Source organism: Thermoplasmata archaeon (assembly GCA_038851035.1).
Taxonomy (GTDB): domain Archaea; phylum Thermoplasmatota; class DTKX01; order VGTL01; family VGTL01; genus JAWCLH01.
In genome coordinates this window covers 58957-76283 of record JAWCLH010000008.1, presented here as the reverse complement: position 1 = coordinate 76283, position 17327 = coordinate 58957, and the positions used below count along the sequence as shown (strand labels likewise).

At 56.5% G+C, this 17327-nt stretch carries 9 protein-coding genes; 2 read left to right on the top strand and 7 right to left on the bottom strand.

The features are described from left to right. Positions 1-72: 72 nt before the first annotated feature. From QW379_04125 to QW379_04100, 6 genes are all read right to left on the bottom strand, one after another. Positions 73-579, bottom strand: coding sequence for a helix-turn-helix domain-containing protein (locus QW379_04125; GenBank protein ID MEM2869595.1), 507 nt, complete (start codon positions 577-579; stop codon positions 73-75). Positions 580-723: 144 nt separating this feature from the next. Beyond that, entirely contained in the window at positions 724-1005 is a 282-nt protein-coding gene (locus tag QW379_04120) for a hypothetical protein (GenBank protein MEM2869594.1), read from the bottom strand. Then, entirely contained in the window at positions 1002-2645 is a 1644-nt protein-coding gene (locus QW379_04115) for a hypothetical protein (GenBank protein MEM2869593.1), read from the bottom strand. Before QW379_04115 ends, QW379_04120 begins: the two co-directional genes overlap by 4 nt. Positions 2646-2870: 225 nt before the next feature. After that, positions 2871-7031: a hypothetical protein gene (locus QW379_04110; GenBank protein ID MEM2869592.1), complete on the bottom strand. Its 4161-nt coding sequence runs from the start codon at positions 7029-7031 to the stop codon at positions 2871-2873. A 226-nt stretch (positions 7032-7257) separates the two neighbouring features. After that, on the bottom strand, positions 7258-7722 hold the full coding sequence (locus tag QW379_04105) for a winged helix-turn-helix domain-containing protein (GenBank protein ID MEM2869591.1): 465 nt from the start codon (positions 7720-7722) through the stop codon (positions 7258-7260). Between the two features lie 79 nt (positions 7723-7801). Continuing rightward, on the bottom strand, positions 7802-13174 hold the full coding sequence (locus QW379_04100; GenBank protein ID MEM2869590.1) for a PQQ-binding-like beta-propeller repeat protein: 5373 nt from the start codon (positions 13172-13174) through the stop codon (positions 7802-7804). Positions 13175-13305: 131 nt separating this feature from the next. Between QW379_04100 and QW379_04095 the strand changes: the two genes are divergently transcribed. Together QW379_04095 and QW379_04090 are read left to right on the top strand one after the other, a co-directional pair. Continuing rightward, positions 13306-13557: a NifU family protein gene (locus QW379_04095; protein MEM2869589.1), complete on the top strand. Its 252-nt coding sequence runs from the start codon at positions 13306-13308 to the stop codon at positions 13555-13557. Between the two features lies 1 nt (position 13558). Beyond that, positions 13559-15337, top strand: coding sequence for a ribosome biogenesis/translation initiation ATPase RLI (locus tag QW379_04090; GenBank protein ID MEM2869588.1), 1779 nt, complete (start codon positions 13559-13561; stop codon positions 15335-15337). A 32-nt stretch (positions 15338-15369) separates the two neighbouring features. On the opposite strand, the gene QW379_04085 is transcribed toward QW379_04090, so the two are convergent. Further along, complete coding sequence (locus QW379_04085) at positions 15370-17310, bottom strand: ATP-dependent DNA ligase (GenBank protein MEM2869587.1); 1941 nt, start codon at positions 17308-17310, stop codon at positions 15370-15372. Positions 17311-17327: the final 17 nt, after the last annotated feature.

Below are 17327 nucleotides of genomic sequence, written 5' to 3'. Positions count from 1 at the left end.
CAACCTAATGCCATATTTGCCACATTTATACCATATTATATCTTTTTATAGAAAAAATCTCTGCTGCCATATCTATGGGTGCAAGTCAGTCCAAGTGCTGACGAATGAATCGACAAGAGTGTCGAGGAACGAGCGCCGATGGGCAATGAGGACCATGGCGACCTCGTGCTCCCTCTCAACCTTGTAAATGCTCTCGCGTCCGGACCTTGTCCGGCTGACCACACCGGCTCTGAGCAATTTAGACAGGTGGAACGAGAGGGTTGAGGGGGCTATGTCGAATTTTGCGGCAAGGTCTCCGAATTTTGAGCCTGGGTGGAGGAGGAGGTACATCACCAGCCTCCGGGGGATGTCCTGCCTGAGGAGGGAGAGGAGGTTTCTGTCCACGGAACGCATGGTCCCGACCGGGTAGTACCTCTTGTAGCCACCCTCCTCCTTGACGCTGATGTACTCATGCTCCACCAGATACTTCAGATGATACTCGAGGGTTCCGAGAGGAATTCCCAGCCTGCGCTGTATCTCCCTGAGATGGCAGCCGGGAGAGGAGAGCAGGAAATCATATATCCTTTTCCTCGCGCCCACATCCATTCCCCGGGTAAGACCCTCTGGTGGGTGAGGGGATGCTCTGGAGAGGGGCTGCTGGGCCCGCGTTGGGGTCTCACTCCCAGGGCCCTCCTGTCTCTCTCCCTCTTCCTCCACAGCTCCTCACCTTGGGGCGCTAGGGCTCTAGTCCCTAAGGGTTGCAACGAAGAGTATGAGGAGAATCAGAACATCAAACAGCAGAGAGGGGAGGTCTGTTGTGACCGACAGAATCGATGGCCAGTAGAGGCCTATGCTCAGCGCAACGCCCTTCGCGAAGAATAGAAAAAAGGCTAGGCTGACCAGAGCAATTCTGGGATTTCGCGTGCGTGCGTATGATAGAATGGAAATGACCAGGAGAGTCAGGGAGAAAACCGTCATCCATGCAATCAAAACGTCCTTCAGAAGGACCGTGTCCATAGTAATCACCACCCATCCCGGTGATTCCCTCCGCCTTCCCCTTCCCTCCCTCCCCCGCCGCCTGCATTCCTCTTCCACTCCTCCTCCTCGATTTTTTCTTCAATGGCGATTGGGGGCTTCTCCTCAAGCTCACCTACGAGGTCCATCTCCTCGATTTTGGACATCTCTTTTTCCTCCCTCACGAAGGCACGGGTGCGGAGACGCATGGTGAGGAAGACTATCGCCAGTGCCAGCCCGCTCCCCAATACATACAGTACGGGGTCGTGGTACTCTCCAGGCGTCGGCGGAGGACGCTTCGGGGGAGGGGTGGAGTCGGAGAGGCCGAAAGCCAGGCCATTCCTGAGGACCCGGAAGCTCTCTTCCCTAGCATGATAGGCAAGGAAGAGGCGGAGCCACCTCCCCTCAGGGATGTAGCTGACATCCGTTATCCAGTTCTGGTCAGGGGAGAGCACTCCACCCTCGACAACGCTCGCCCATGTGTAGGTGGCGTAGGTCTGACCGTTCCATCGATTGACGAACTCCATCTTGGCCAAGGTCTCAGAGTCCCAGGGGTTAAACTTCAGCTCCCTCCGAAAGACATCGTTACGGGTGTACCGGTTGACACCGAAATAGTCCCTGAGTAAATAGTCGTGATTCCCGGTGGAATCCTCGAGAACCTGCTCGAGCACGAGCCCGCTGCCACCGATGGCTTTCGATAGCTCGAGCTCGACCATCAGCTCTCCATAGGTGGCACCGGGAATCGATAGAAGGGGTGTTTTCGTCGGATGAGGGTTTCCGGTGAAGTAGAATGAGAAGGTGACGTTAAGGGAGGCGGCTGGGGAGCGGGAGACCGTGTCTATCAGGGGGAGGGTGTAGCTGATGTTGAACCTCATATATGGACCGAATGCGGGGTGGGTTCCGTTCTCGAGCCTCCCCACCATCCAGCTCGCGTTGGCCAATACGGCCTCGTGGGTCGCCTCGTTTCTATGGAACATGTAACCCTCAATGTCCCGGTATCCGAGTACACGGAGAAAGGTAACCGTGAAGCGGCCGTTCTTTCCTGATGGAGTGCCATCCGTGACATCCCGAGTGTAAAAATAGCACATGGAAGCCCGAGCCTTGTCGAAACTGAATGTGATGTAGCTATTGCTGATGAACAGAACCGGTCCGTCAGTGAAAATGAACTCCGCACCCGCAGGCCATGGTTTGACATAATCTGGATTGAATCTATCCCAGTAATAGGCCGCACTCGTGTTGTAGAAGTCCTCTACAGGCTCCATTCCAGGGAAGCCTGGGGTCCGCAGAGTGAGCATAACCGTATAATGTCCGGATCTCTTGCTGTTGTAGATATCCCTATTACTAAATATCAATGGAATCACGTGGCGCCCCGGGTTGCGGAAGGATGAATTTGTGGCGGTGCTTATAACGACAAGCTCATGGGTCAGGCGAGCGGTAAGGTTGTAGAAGCCCGTGACATTGACATGGACCACCGCTCTAACCTCGAGATAGTCCGGGACGGCCGACTCCTCCCCCTGAACCGCTCTGTCTGTGAATTCTTCTTTCACAAAGTAGGCATCCGTGTTCGGCCCGCCCCCCTGTCCAACGACGAAATGTGCAACCGGTGGGAGAAAGAGAGCCAGAACGAATGCGCACACCAAGCCCCATCTCATATCAAATCCGCCCCCGGTTTCATTTGGATAAGGTATCTTCCTACAGTTATATGGTCTTTTATGAAAATAATAAAGAATGGGATCCCCTACACTCTGCACGCCTGAACAGAGGCTGGGCTAATCTAAGTCGCCCTCATTTGGCCCTGTGGCGTGTCCTTGCCCTTTGTTCCCTCAAAAGTGGGGGTGGCCGAACTTTTTCTGGTGGTTATACCAAATGAGGAATTCTCACCCCAACCGCCGCATCCGGTTTTCTACGGCCGTGGCCCTGGAGGCCGTGAGCTCGAGCTCGGGCTCCTCGTCCTCCTCCAGCGCCTCCCTGAGTTCCTCGTCGTCTCTCCCCTCACTATGGATGTGGTTCTCGGGGAGTCCTCTGCCGCCCGCAGCAGGAGTGTCGGTGGGGTCCATCGGGTTAGTCCTGTTCTGGTACTCCTGCAGGTTGGTATAGCCATCACCATCTGGGTCGCCCAGTGAGCCGTTAATCTCGAACGGGTCTAGGGGGTTGAGGCCGTAGACGAGCTCCCACCACGTGCTCAGGCCGTCATTGTCAGAGTCAGAGTAGTATATCTCGAACCCGTCCAGCATTCCGTCATCGTCGGTGTCGTTCTTGAAGGGATAGGTTGTGTTCTCCATGATGCCATCGGCATCGCAATCCTTTCCAAACAGGTACTCCTCCAGATTTGAGAGACTCTCGTTCTCGTAGAATGGGTCAATGATTCCGTCGCCGTTGAAGTCAGCCTCGGTGATGTTGAACTCGCCGGAGTCCGGCCAGCCGTTGTTATTCTTGTCAACCCACTTCAGGGAATAATTCACCCCATCTTCATCAGGGTCGGCGAAGGTGTCGCCAGGAACCAGAGGGTCCATGATTCTCTCGATCGGGCCCTCCGACTTGCCGCTCTGGTTGCTGCTCTCATTGAATATTGGTATGCCCATCGCCACCTCCCAACCATCGGGCATGCCATCCTGGTCGCTGTCAGGGTCAGTCGGATCCAGCGTTCCCCATGGATACTTATACTCCTCGATGTTTGGCATCCCATCCTGATCGATGTCGCCATAAGAGTCGCCCGCCCTTATCGGGTTGAGCGCCTGTGATGCCTCAGTGGGGTTCACAGGCCTTATAATAAAGGGTATTGGGACAGGGTAGGGGTCGGCGTCGTCGTTGATTCCGTCACCATCGGTATCGTTAAGGGTGGGGTTTGTTCGGAATCTGTTGTCTTCCCAACCCGCGGGGGACTTATAGTACTCCTCGAAATTGGTCCAGTTGTCGCCATAGCTCCCTGCCTCCGGGTCCCAGGGTCCATCGGGGTTGGCGTTGGGGTCGCAGGCGTCTATCGAGCCGAACCAATACTTCTCCCACCAGTCAGCGATGCCGTCCTGGTCCCTGTCAACTGCGTTGGGATGGTATATGAGGGGGTGGTCGCTCCAGTCGGGAATTCCATTGGCGTTTGAATCTGTCTTCTCCGGGTCAGTGTTGAATATGTACTCATCCAGATTGGCGAACCCATCGTTGTCCTTGTCGTCCAGCGCGTCGTTGGCCCGGGGATTGAGGTTGTGCATCTTCTCCCACCAGTCGGGCATGTGGTCTCCATCGCTATCACTGTATACCGGAGACCTCATCAGCATGTAGCGGCCGTATTTGTCCTTGTAGGCCTCGCTCTTGTCCTTGCCCAACATGCCCTCGTCGCTGTCCCTTATACCATTGTTGCCCTTGGAACCGCCGGGACCCGGCTCGTCGAGACCGGGGATTCTTGAGTCGGGGTTTAGCGGGTCGGTGCGGTGCCTAAATTCCTCAAGGTTCGTAAAGCCGTCTCCGTCGAAGTCCTCCTCCATATCTAGTATACCATTCCCGTCCGTGTCCTGTAGGAGCGGCCTCAACCTGAAGAATCCAAAGGTTTCCTCCCACCATGTTGGAAGACCATCGAAGTCTAGGTCCGAATTGTCAAACTCATAGCCGTCTGGGATGCCATCGCTGTCGGTGTCTTGGTTCCGCGGATTGGTGCTGTCGACCTGGTCTCCGATGTCTGGGTCATAGGCGGGGTAGAAGAAGCCATCTGGTGCCTGGAATACCTTTATCACCACCCCGGGGGCCTGACTCGCCAGAATCGGGTTGAAATCGGTTAGGACCTCGTCGCCGTCTTTCAGGCCGTCGTTGTCGGTGTCGAGCCTGAGGGGCGAGGTGGTTATGATCTGCTGAACGGCTGTGCCCGGGAGCCAGAGCTTCAGACCGACGACCTCGATGTTGTCTTTGAGACCGTCTCCGTCTGTGTCCTCGAGGCACGGGTCCGTGGCCTGAACACCTTCAATGTCGGGCTCGATGTCCGTGAATATCTCCATACCGTCATAAAGGCCCTCGCCGTCAGTGTCCGGGTTGCTGGCGTTGGTGTGCCAGTATGTGATTTCGTTGAAGTCGTTCAGGTCATGCTCCTCGTCGAGCAGACCGTCGCCATCATTGTCGAGCGGCTCCCCGTCCGGGCCGTCCCTAAGATACTCCTCCCCAGCGTCCGAGTTTCCGTCCTCGTCCTCGTCGAGCGGAATCGGTTTGAGAATGTCGTCCTTGTCCGTGTCGACACCTATGTATTTGGACGCACAGGTAAAGTAGTGCTCCCACTTTCCGTTCACTTTGACGTTCCACCCGACCGCCACTTCTTCAAAGTCCGATAGATGGTCGCCGTCGGTGTCAGGGTTCTTGGGGTCCGTGTTGTTGTAGTACTCGTAGAGGTTGATTAAACCGTCCGGTCTCAACACGGCCGAGCCAGCGATTGCAATAACGTCTTCATCATGGAACTGGTCCGCCCTATTGAGCGGGTCCAGTCTATAGAAAACCTCCCAGCCGTCAGGCATTCCATCGAAGCACGCCGGGTCATTGGGATCGTCCCGGAGGGCGCCGGGGTTCTTCCTCACGAGACCCTCGTCGTCAGTATCCCATCTGCGCGGGTTGGTCCTCTCCCGGTACTCGTCCTGGTTCTGGAGCAGGTCGCCGTCAGGATCGTCAAATCTGTCATTGGCGTTGGTGGCGTTGAGGCCATAGAACACCTCCCACCCATCCCACATCGTGTCGAAGTCCGTGTCCGGAATCACGGGGTTTGTGTGGTGGTCGAATATCTCCTTGAAGTCGTTGCAGTTATCGTCGTCTGGAGTCCAGCCATCGAGGTTCTTGTCAAATGAGTCAAAATCTGTGTCTGGCAGCATCGGGTTCATCCCATAGGCGAACTTGCTTCTGTCGATCTCCTCCCTTCCGAGTATGTCTGCCAGATTCCATCTGTTCCTGGGGACGATCGCAAGCAGCTCCTCATCGAGGATGGTCACGTATTCATCCATGTTGTATCCCACGGTGCGTCCATCGGCCAGATTTATTCGGTCTCCGTCCGGGTCGGCGAGAGGGTTGCCCTCACCGGTCGCGTCGCCGCCATATGTCGGGTCAATCTGGACTATCCACTCCCATCGCGGGGGATAGACCGATGTATTAACGTAGCCCTGGCCATAGTGGACCTCCCAGCCGTCTGACATGAGATCCCCGTCGGTGTCCCAATTGGTCGGATCGGTTTCGTTCTTCTTTCCATCATTATCGTAGTCCTGGGCCGCGAGGTACTCCATTAGATTGGTGAACCTTTCTGTGCCCCTGACCACGATTTCCCAGGTCATCTCAGACCCCACGAAGATTCCTTGCACATCCACGATGTCCGCAGGAATCAAGGGCCAGGAGTTATCGTCATAGAGATTTATCGGGCGGTTGGAGCGGGGCTCCATCCTGACCTGGAGCTGGCCACTGGTGGACTGGTCAGTGATGTTAATTATCATCTCGCGATCTGGCTGCCCGAGGTATTCCTTGTAGGTTCCATTATCGGTCACACGGGCTCCTACAATCCTGACCAGCTCTCCGCGGTGCTCCTCTAGGTTTGAGAGCAGCATTTCTATCTGATACACGGTGTAGTCGGAATGAGCCGGGACCTTTAGCTTCGACCGCACGACCATATCGTACCCTATGTTTATCTTGTCCTGTTCGGAGCCATCTATATAGCCATTGTTGTTGAAATCATATCCATCGTTGTCGGGGTCGTCATGGGCGTCCGTGGGGTCGTTGGGGTCAACATTCCACTCAAGAGTCTTTGGGTCCTTTTTACCATACTTCACTTCCCAGAAGTCGTCCATTCCGTCCCCATCGGTGTCGGGGTTGCTTATGTTTGTCCCAGTTTTATAGTTCTCCTCGATGTCTCCCAGACCATCGCCGTCGGTGTCGAGCAGAGGCATTCCCGTGTCCGGACCATGCTTCTCCCACGCCACATTTCTTGCCTCTTTTATTCCTCCGCCGCCCACGCTTGAGAGGGCTAGAGCAGCCACTATAGCTGCCATGGCGATGACGGTAACTGTTATAATGATAACCCACTCCATGAGTTGGATTTTATCCATCTGTTTTATGCGCTGGCGTGTTCTTCTTCCAATAGGAGGCATGGGTCTTCCCCCGGGCGGTCGATTCCGGCTGTTCCGGTGCTCTTGCGGAGCCGGTTTATACTATAATTATATAAAAAGATTTGGGATTCGTTCGTTTAAGTAGAAATTATGTATTATCCAAATAAGCCCGTGGGAGAGATATCCTGATTACCTCCTCGCGTCCCGACTAGGTCCAGGGGTATTTTCTCAACATGTAGTAGCCAGATAGGGTGCATGCGAGGCCCAGAAGAACGGTGAGCAGGTGGAACTGGAGTCTCTCATCCTCAAAACTGGGTAGAGGGAACCATATTAGATAAATCGCTGTCGATATGAACATAATACCCACAATTAAAACTATAGTGCTTAGGATGAGGCTGATCTGGACATTCTCAGGATGAAGGATTCGTGCGCCTTTTGGGGTTATCTGATAGTAGACCCATTTTCTTTCGTCTTCCACCTTACTTATCAGGCCCACCTCGACTAGTCTCTCCAGATGTTTGTGAACTGTGGATTTGCTCATGGAGAGACTGCGGGAGAGGTCCGTGACGGTGGCGCGGCCCTCATCCAGCTTTTTCAATATCTCTATTCTGACATGGGAGGCGAGTGCCCGGAAGGCTTCGTAGTCGAGGATGACATTACCGAAGAGCTTCATACTGGCCATAACCACTACCGTCCTGATAAATAAGGTTTGTGATCATGTTCTTTTTATCTCGAACGCTTTCCTGCAGCTGTCACTCCTCCTCTTTCACATCAACCCGCCCACTTCTCTCCTTTGTTCTGCTCGGCACCTCGTCCTCCTCTTCAAGCTCTTCCTCTGGACCGGATGGTGCCGGCGGCCTTTTGCTGCGTGGGAGCATGAATATTATGGCAACGACGAGAACCGTCAATATCACCACGAGCAGAATCGTCTGCTCTCCTCCCTTCTGCTTTACAATCACAGTTGCGGTTGCCGTATCGTTTACCTTACCATCGCTCACAATGACAGTGACGTAGTACCTTCCGGGTTTGATGTACCTGTGCTCGGCGATTTTGTCACCCTGCACGAGTCTCCTTTCCGGAAACTCTCCGAAGTCCCACATGAATGTCAGCTGATCTCCATCAGGGTCGTATGAGCCAGAGGCGTTGAAGACCGCGACTTCGCCCTCCATGATTGTGAGCTCTTTCTTGCTCAGCACCGCTCTGGGCGGTGTGTTGGGTAGGGGGGCCCCGAGGACCGAGAAAAGACTGAACTCCGTGACGTTGGCATAAGTGAGCTGCCTCTCAAGGTCGATGCCTGCATTCTCAGCGATTCTCCATTGAACGGTCAGGGGGTCGAACCGGTATATGCGGAGGGTGCTCCGGTTCATTCCCGTGAGAGTGAAGGTGGAAAAATTAATTGAAATGTTGGCCCACCACCACCGCTCGATGCCTGAGATCGAGAGCTCGAACTTGCCAATCTGAGGGAAGACCTTAACCATGCCTGGGGGGGGCTCATGCTCGATAAGGGAGTAGTTGTACCGCACCTCTCCCCTCCCAGCATAGAGCATCTCCACCAGCACAGGGTCGCTGAACCTGAAAATGCTTCTGTTGGTCACGGTCAGGTTATCAATTGCGGGGACGGTGCTCACCAGAACACCATCGGAAGCCTCGAAGAAAGCGTAGTAAATACCCGAGAGGAATGTGGTCTCTGAGTAGTAGTCCTTGCCGTCCGAGCTGTTCCAGTCGTCCGGGTCAACGGGATAGAGCTTTGCTGTCTGGTCCCCGGCAACCAGCCGGACGTACGTGGCAGGGTCGTTGTCCTCGTCAAAATAGGTCACGCTGAGCTGGAAGAGAGTTTCGACGTCTCCAATTTCAGGGCTAACTCTAGGGAATCTAAGTATGGGGGCTGAGTTTGGTCTTATGTTTAGCGATATCGTGGCCCTCCCCTCCAGCCCTTGGTCGTCCTCGACGGTGAGGGTCACGGCGTAGGAGCCCGGGCTTGTGTAGCTGTGAACTACAAGTGGTCCGGTGCTCGTGTTCCCATCGCCGAAATCCCATATGAAGGAGACCGCCTCCCCGTCGAGGTCGAACGAATCGCTTCCGTCGAAGTGTATCAGCTCGCCAACTCGGAAGCCGCTTCCGTCGAGGGGAGAGCTGATGCGCGCCTCGGGCGGAATTTGGGATTTGGTCGAGAAGACCAGCAAACGGCCCCCCTCTGTCACCACAACGACGCTCGTTCTCAGGGCTCCCGTGCCGTCCCCCGAGATAACTGGGGAGGACCACACCCACTCTCCCGTTGAGCAGGTCCAGACAACTTTCCCATTCCGGGTATTGATGGCGTAGAGGCCTTCAGCACCCACGAAGAGCCGTCCCTCGCTCACTGCGGGGGTGGAGGTCATGTGCCTGCCCGGAACCGGAGTGCCCAAATTTCTGGACCAGAGGAGTGTGCCGTCAGCGGTGCTCAGCGCGACGATGGTGTTATGCCCTGCCCCAATGTACAAATGGCTGCTCATCGTTGCGGGGGAGGACCGAATTCTTATATCATCGCCACTTACCAGACCTGAGAGGTCCGTGCACCAGAGAGTGTCGTACGTGGCGTTCTCCGGGTCGGGAAGGCCCTCGTCGATTTCATCCGGCACGACCTCGAATGCATATACATTTCCATCGTCACATCCGGTGAAGGCGATGCCGGATTGTATCGCCGGTGTCGAGACCACGGGTGCCGAGAGGTGTGCGCTCCAGGCGATGGTGCCGTTGAGGAATAGGCAGCTTAAGCTCCCTCCGCCCTCGCTGCCGCTGCCAATCACGAGTCTCTCATAGAAAGGGTCGAGAGCGGGCGAGGAGAGGACGGGGCCATCGAGGGAGGTCGCCCATAAAAGTCTCCCGTCTGGGAGGGAAATGGAGTATAGGTGGCCGTCGCTTGACCCTATATAAACAACATCGTTGTAAACCAGTGGCGAGGAGTATATCGGGCCGCCCGTGCGGAGGCTCCACGCGAGTGCTCCCCCTCTCTCGTTTAGAGCCATGACGCTTCCACCCTCGGTCCCGAAGACCACAAGATTGGACACTGCGGGGGAGGAGGTGATGGTTTCCCCCGCATCCCTCTGCCAAACAAACGCCCTGGTGCGAAGGTCCAGAGCAACAAGCATATTACCGGCGGGCATGTAGATTCTAGAGCCTGCGATGACAGGCGAGGCGATTGCCTCACGGTGCGTATCGAAATACCAATCGAGTTCATTGGAGTTGGGGGTCGAGAGGTTGGGACGTGCCGAGCTCCTCTGTGGGTCGCATTTGAACATCGTCCAGCCTAGCTGTGGTGGTGGCGTGTAGGGTTTGTAGGCCTGATTATTATTTCTATTGGCCTCGTACGGAACTGTGTTTGTGACATTCACAACTATTATATTGTATCCCGGCTCCACGGACCAGTTGGCGGAAATCTCTACCGACCTCCCTGCCGGAACCGAAATGTGGGTAGAGGATAGGAGCGTGCCCTCCTCCGGAAGACCATTGAAAATCATGGCTTCAGCCTCGGCATCCAGCGTTCCGATGTTCTCCACCATTGCCGTGACCCTCACCTCCTCGCCCACCCGTGGTTGCGATGATGAAAAGTTGATGTTGGCTGCGGACACAGAGAGGTCAGGGGCCTTGCCGAAGGCAATGACCTCCCCGGTCTCAGTGGCTATATATAACCGGTCATTCACAAGGGCCGGGGAGGACCTGAGGTTCTGGGCTCCTGCGTCGTAGCTCCATACAAGCTTCCCATTGGTGGCGTTCAGGGCATATATTTTCCCGTCATAGGAAGCGAAGAAAACCATTCCGCCGCCGGCAGCTGCAGACGAGTGTATTATTCCTCCGGTCTGATAATCCCATATGAATTGGCCGGTCTCGGCGTCGAGAGCGCGGAAGGAGTTGTCGAACGAGCCGAAGAAAACCTTGCCATTGTATATGGTAGGTGTGGCTGTGATCTCATCACCGGTTGTGTACTCCCATTTCTTTGTGCCGTTTCTCAGGCTTATGGCATAGAGCTTCCAGTCCGAGCTGCCAAAGTATACGGTTTCGTTGTAGATACAGGGCGAGCTGTATATGCTCCCCTTCGCGGTGAAGTTCCATACCTCCTCTCCAGTAGAGAGGTCGAGGGCGTATAGATGGTTGTTCTTCGAGCCCACGAGCACAAGCCCGCCCTCGACAGCAGGTGAGGACCAAATCTCAGAGACGTTCGGGTCGCCGGGCACCGAATAGACCCATATCGGCCTCCCCGTCCATTCGTCCAAACAGAATATATGTGGCTCCCATTTAGAGGCCACTATAACCTTCCCGGCCACGACGAGGGGGCTGGCCTGCACGGAGCGCAGGCTATTGTTCCTGTAGGACCAAATCGCATCCCACCTTCCGGCCCCGACGTCAACTTCTCCCTCGTCCACCCCGTCTGAAGGGTCGGCGTCGAACGCAATGACATTCCCGGCGTCGTCCGCCACGAATACCATTCCATCTGCGCACGCGGGGGTGGCGTCGATCATGCCACTGCTGTTGAATGACCATTTAACCGCTCCCGTGGCGAGCTCCAGGCTCGTTAATCTCCCCGGCGAGCCCTCCGCGAGTCGGGACCCTATGAAGACCGCACCGCCGTAGATTGATGGCGAGGAGTAAACCCTGCCTCCCACCGCCGTCCTCCAAGCGACCGTGTTCGTGAGTGGCGCCTCCTCCTGCCCGGTCCCCCTGTGGCTCGTGTCTTTGTGGAACAGCGGCCACTCGAGAGACGGCAGAACCTCAATCACTACTTGGGCGGGTGCCGACCAAGTCCAGTTTTCATCCTGTACTTTAAAACTTATCAGGTGCGTTCCTAAGGATAGTGTGGAGATTTGAAAATCTGATTTTGTGGAGAGGAGTCCATCAAGGTTAGAGCGCCACTCATAAGCGACCGGGATACAGTCCGGAGAGGTCCCGTTGAACACAAGGGCGCTTCCCTGGGTCGTGGAGACAGGGTGGGCGGAGGTAATTATAGCGGTGGGCCGCTGGCCCACGGCTACTACCCGACCGTCCTGTGTGCCGATGTAGGCCCTTGAGCGTGAGATTGCGACCGGCGAGCTAGCATTGCTTAAAAGCGGGAGGCTCCAGGCCTCACTGCCGTTGGTCAATAAGGCTCTCAGCTCCTGTGAGGTCCCGAGTAGCACGAGCTCTCCGGCGAGGGCCGCGGGGAAGGTCACAGGGGAGTCAAGCTGACGTTTCCACTCCTCGCCACCAGTGGTTGCGTTGAGCCTGTACAGTGTCCCGTTCCCGGTCCCGATGAAAATGGAGCCGTTGGCGTAGGCCGGTGTGGCGGTCACATCTCCGTCAAGCTGGAGGCTCCATAATGGACCGGCGCTTGAGGGGTTCAGGGCATAAATCGAGCCATTGCCTGTGCCTACGTAGACCCTTCCCCCGCCCACGCACAGTCCGGATAGGTTGTGGCCGATTGAGAAGGGCACTGGCCACACGCTGTTGCCATTGGTGAAAAGAAAAGCTCTGAGACGGCTGCCCGAAGCCACGAAAACACGAATTCCATCCGAAGCCGGTGCGGCTCTCACGGGGGCCTCCGAGTTCTGCGTCCAGAGGTGACCCCCAGTGAGGTCCAATGATGTCACATTCCCATTCTCTGCCCCGAAAACGATTCTGTCGGAAAAGGCGAGGACCGGGCACCGAATTGGCGAGCCCGCAGACCAGTTGAATAGCTGGGTGCCTGTGGTGAGGTTGAACGCGTGGAGACCCCCGTCGTCCGAGCCGACGTATATATTCCCAGAGGCGACCGCGGGGGATGATAGAATTGGTCCTCCGGTGCGAGCTTTCCACAGGAGGGCGCCCGTAGACCTGTTCAGCGCGTAGAGGCAACCGTCCTCGCTACCAATGTAAACGGCGTCTCCCACAACCACCGGCGACGAGCGGACCGGGCCCTCTGTCTGGAAGGCCCATATCGTCGTATTCACGAGAGGGGGAGAGGAGGGCGAGGCCCCTGTTCTGCTTATGTCGTACTGGAACTGGAGCCAGTCCTCGGCCCCTCGGCTGGTACCTTGCTCGCTCTCCGGGAATGGAAGTAGAAGCGCTGCTCCCGGGATAATGAACATTATCGAAACCGGAAGGGCGAGGATTGTCCTCATCGTGTTTCCACTCATCAGCTCACACCTTTAGCAAAATAGAGCTTGCTGGTTAAATAGCTGTCCCCAATGCAGCACTCTCTGTTGTGGGGTGGAATCAAAAATTATTTAAATGCCCCGCCCATCCACCACCGCAGGAGAGGTGAGGAATGGCCGAGCAGCAGGGGTTGCGGGCAAGAGTTGAAAAGGTGATTGAGACGAAGGTGCGCCCGGGTCTGGAACGGGATGGAGGCGGCATCGAGATCGTTTCCGTGGACGAGGTGAGCGGTGAGGTCAGGGTGAGGTTGCAGGGTGCCTGCGCCGGCTGCCCGATGTCCCAGATGACGCTCACGATGTTCGTAGAGAGGCTCCTCAAAAGCGAGGTCTCTGGGGTCAAGAGGGTAGTGCCCGTGATGGAGTAAGATGGCGCTGAGGATAGCAGTTGTCCTTCGGGACCGATGCCAACCCAAGAAATGCAATTACGAGTGCGTAAGGTTCTGCCCCCGTGTCCGGAGCGGCGAGAAGGTCGTTGTCCCGGACGAAAAGGGAAAGCCATCAATCTCCGAAGAGCTTTGCGTAGGGTGTGGAATCTGCGTTCACAAATGCCCATTTGAAGCAATTAAAATAATCGGCCTTCCGTCGGAACTGAAGCGGGAACTCATACACCAGTACGGTGAGAACTCTTTCCGCCTCTTTAAGCTCCCCACCCCGAGAGCGGGGGAGACCATCGGCCTTCTCGGGCCCAATGGTATAGGAAAGACCACCATCCTCAGCATCCTCAGCGGCCAGCTCGTGCCGAATCTAGGGGATTTCCGGAACCCTCCGGGGTGGGACGCGGTTATTGAGAGGTTCTCGGGGACGGAACTCAAGGACTACTTCATTAAAATAAAAGAGAAAAAGCTCATCACTTCACTCAAGCCTCAGTATGTAGACAAACTGCCCCGGGTGGAGAGTGGTAAAGTCGGGGAGCTGCTCACCCGCGTTGACCCGGAGGGAAAACTCAAGAATCTGGCGAGTGGGCTTGAGTTGGAGAGCTGTCTTGACCGCCGACTTAGCGAACTCTCGGGGGGAGAGCTCCAGAGGGTCGCAATTGCCGCGACAATTCTGAAACCCGCGGATGTCTATTTCTTCGACGAGCCCTCATCCTATCTAGATATCCATCAGAGGTTGAGGGTCGCTCGCATAATCAGATCCCTCGCATCATCAAAGCGCGTGGTCGTGGTCGAGCACGACCTCGCGGCGCTCGATTTCCTCGCCGACAGCGTATATCTCATGTACGGGAGCGAGGGGGCCTACGGAGTCGTCGGCCAGCCGCGCTCTGTTCGCAGCGGCATCAACACCTATCTCGATGGCTACATGAGAGAGGAGAACATCAGGTTCAGAGAGAGGCCGATTCGGTTCGAGGCAAAGGCGCCGCGGGGTGGGTGGGGAGGCAAGGTAATTCTCGAGTTCCCCGCCCTGTACAAAAAATACGACGGCTTCTCTTTGAGGACGGAACCCGGCAGAATTCGGGAGGGGGAGGTCGTCGGTGTCGTTGGTCCCAACGCCACGGGAAAGACCACATTCGTGAGAATGCTTGCGGGAGAGCTCAGCCCAACGGAAGGGTCGGTCGAGCTAAAACGCAGGGTTAGCTACAAACCGCAGTACGTCAGAATCGAGTTCGAGGGCACGGTGGGGGAGTACTTGTGCTTTGCCCTCCATGAGACCGCCGAGGATCTCTTCTTCAAAACTGAGGTCATTGAACCCCTCGGCCTTCGCTCTATCTGGGAAAAGCAGATCCAAGAACTCTCGGGGGGCGAGCTCCAGAGGGTCGCGATAGGGAGTTGTCTGGGGGCGAGGGACGCAGAACTCTTCCTCATTGACGAGCCCTCGGCCTATCTCGACTCAAACCAGCGCATGGAGGTCGCGAGTGCGATAAGGCGCGTGATGGAGAAGTCGGGGAAGTCCGCATTCATCGTGGACCACGACATATACTTCCTCGACCTAGTAAGCGACTCGATAATGGTCTTTGAGGGCATTCCCGGCGTGGAGGGGCGCGGCGCGGGCCCATTTGACATGCGCACTGGGATGAACCGCTTTTTAAAGAGCGTTGGAATCACCTTCCGCAGGGACGCCGAGACGAAGCGTCCCAGAATCAACAAACCCGATTCGCGTCTCGACAGGGAGCAGAAGGAGAGGGGAGAATACTATTATCAGGAGTAGCTGAAGGGGTGGCTCAGTGAGCGGTCCTCTGCTCACTCCAGCCTCTTCAGCTGCCTCTCGTACATCTCGATGAGCTCCTGCACGGTCGTCGCGTCCTCCGGCCCCTTGTCGGGACGAGGCTGCTTCAGCCGCGGAAATCGTATGGCCAAGCCCGCCCCTTTGCGAATTTTGTCTAAACCGGCGGTGTGGACGGGGCTTAGGGTGATTTCCGCACCCAGAACCTCGTAGACCACGGAGGGGACAAGCCAGTAGTCGGCCTTCATCGTGGACTCGACCCTAGGGTGCTTATTGGGGCATCTGAGCGCGCCTAGTGTCCGGGTCATCTCCTCGAGGAACTCGTCGGAGAAGCCGGTGCCGAGTTTGCAGACGGTCTCAAAACGGTCTAGGTCCCGATTGTATGCAGCCATGAGGAGGGCGCCGTACCTGCCCCTGCGCTTCCCATGGCCCGCAAATGCGCCAACGGGAACGAGGTCAACGGTGTCCTCCATCTCTGCCTTGTAGTCCCTCTTGTACTTTATCCACTGCCACCCTCTGGCCCCCGCGCGATAAGTGGAGTCCTCCCTTACCGATTTTGCTATGATTCCCTCGCACCCGCTCTCTATTGCCCCTTGGAAGAATGCCTCGGCGGCGCCGAGGTCGGAGGTGAGCAGGGCTTCTGAGATGCGAACCCTCTCTGTAGTGCGGAAGATGCTTTGGAGCTTTTTACGCCTCTCCGGATAGGGGAGCGATATAAGCTCTATGCCGTCGCACTGCAGGCAGTCGAAGAGGATGTACACTACAGGATATTCCTCGACCGCGGACTCTAGCCCATACTTCCGCCCGCGCCGGTGCGAGACCTCTTGAAAGGGGAGCATCTCGCCTGTCTCTATATTCACCGGCACGCATTCCCCATCCACGATTGCCTCCTCAAAATCGCGGCTATTGAAGGCTTCAAGTATGGCCGCCGTGACATCCGGAAACTGCCCAGTCACGTTCTCCAGCTGGCGCGAGAATAGCCTCACATCCCTTCCTATTTTGATATGAGCCTGAATTCTCATCCCATCGTACTTGTACTCTAGGCTCGCCTTTCCACCAAGCTTCTCAAGTGTCTCTTGAAGCGATGAGAGCCTTTCAGCCAGCATTGGCCTGACCGGCCTCCCGACCTCAAGCCTTATCTCCCTCAGCCCCTCCAGCCCCCTCGCCGCCAGCCTCTCGGCGACCTCTCCGAGGTCAGAGCAGAGGTTGTAGGCATGCTCCACCATCGCCCTGTTGACCTTCCTTCGGGCCGCAACCTCGGCCTCCTCACCCATCGTGCCCTCCGTCCCCTCCCCAGCTTCGAGGCCCACACCTTCGTCGGTGCCGTGCCCGGAATTCTGCGAGGCCCCTGTCGAGACTTTTACGGCAGTCGGCTCGGGAGCCCCACCCGCGGTAGGCGGCTCCGCGCCCTCCACGGGGGCAAAGGCCTGCGATAGGGCGTCGAGAATGGTCATGTCCGCCACACCCAGGCGCAACTTGCCGACCAGCGTTCTCACGATGAACTTGGCCTCTAGTGGAGAGGCGTCGTGGAGGATGTCGCCCATCAATTTCACTTTGAGCTCCTGTGCCCCGGGGCCAGTCGCTCTTGCAATCGCCTCAAATGAGGCATAGACTCTCTCGACCGTCAGGGGTTGAGAGAAAAGAGTCCGCTGCTTCTTTGCCCCAATGGTGCCTTCCGCCACTAGTCCCAAGTCCCCCTCCCTCATCCACCGGGCGGTGATTTCGTCCTCGGTAAGACCTGTGACGAAGGCGAGGGCCTTGATTGCAAGCTTGTCCGCAACGCCGAGCTCCACGCCAATAAAGTCCGGGTAGAGCTTGCCCTGTGTGAGGTACACCACCTTCCGTAGCACCTCTGGCGGGGATGCCCGGAACAGTTCCACGAGAAGGGCAGTCATGTCCAGTCTTTTGGTGGTCGCCTCTATTTTCGAGTAGGCCTCCGCCAGGATTTGATAGTCCAACCCCTCCCCCTCCGAGG

What these genes read in the sequence shown, in the direction of transcription:
- QW379_04115 (MEM2869593.1), bottom strand. Translation starts at nt 2,645, where the DNA reads ATGAGATGGGGCTTGGTGTGCGCATTCGTTCTGGCTCTCTTTCTCCCA.
- QW379_04110 (MEM2869592.1), bottom strand. Translation starts at nt 7,031, where the DNA reads ATGGAGTGGGTTATCATTATAACAGTTACCGTCATCGCCATGGCAGCT.
- QW379_04105 (MEM2869591.1), bottom strand. Translation starts at nt 7,722, where the DNA reads ATGAAGCTCTTCGGTAATGTCATCCTCGACTACGAAGCCTTCCGGGCA.
- QW379_04100 (MEM2869590.1), bottom strand. Translation starts at nt 13,174, where the DNA reads ATGAGTGGAAACACGATGAGGACAATCCTCGCCCTTCCGGTTTCGATA.
- QW379_04095 (MEM2869589.1), top strand. Translation starts at nt 13,306, where the DNA reads ATGGCCGAGCAGCAGGGGTTGCGGGCAAGAGTTGAAAAGGTGATTGAG.
- QW379_04090 (MEM2869588.1), top strand. Translation starts at nt 13,559, where the DNA reads ATGGCGCTGAGGATAGCAGTTGTCCTTCGGGACCGATGCCAACCCAAG.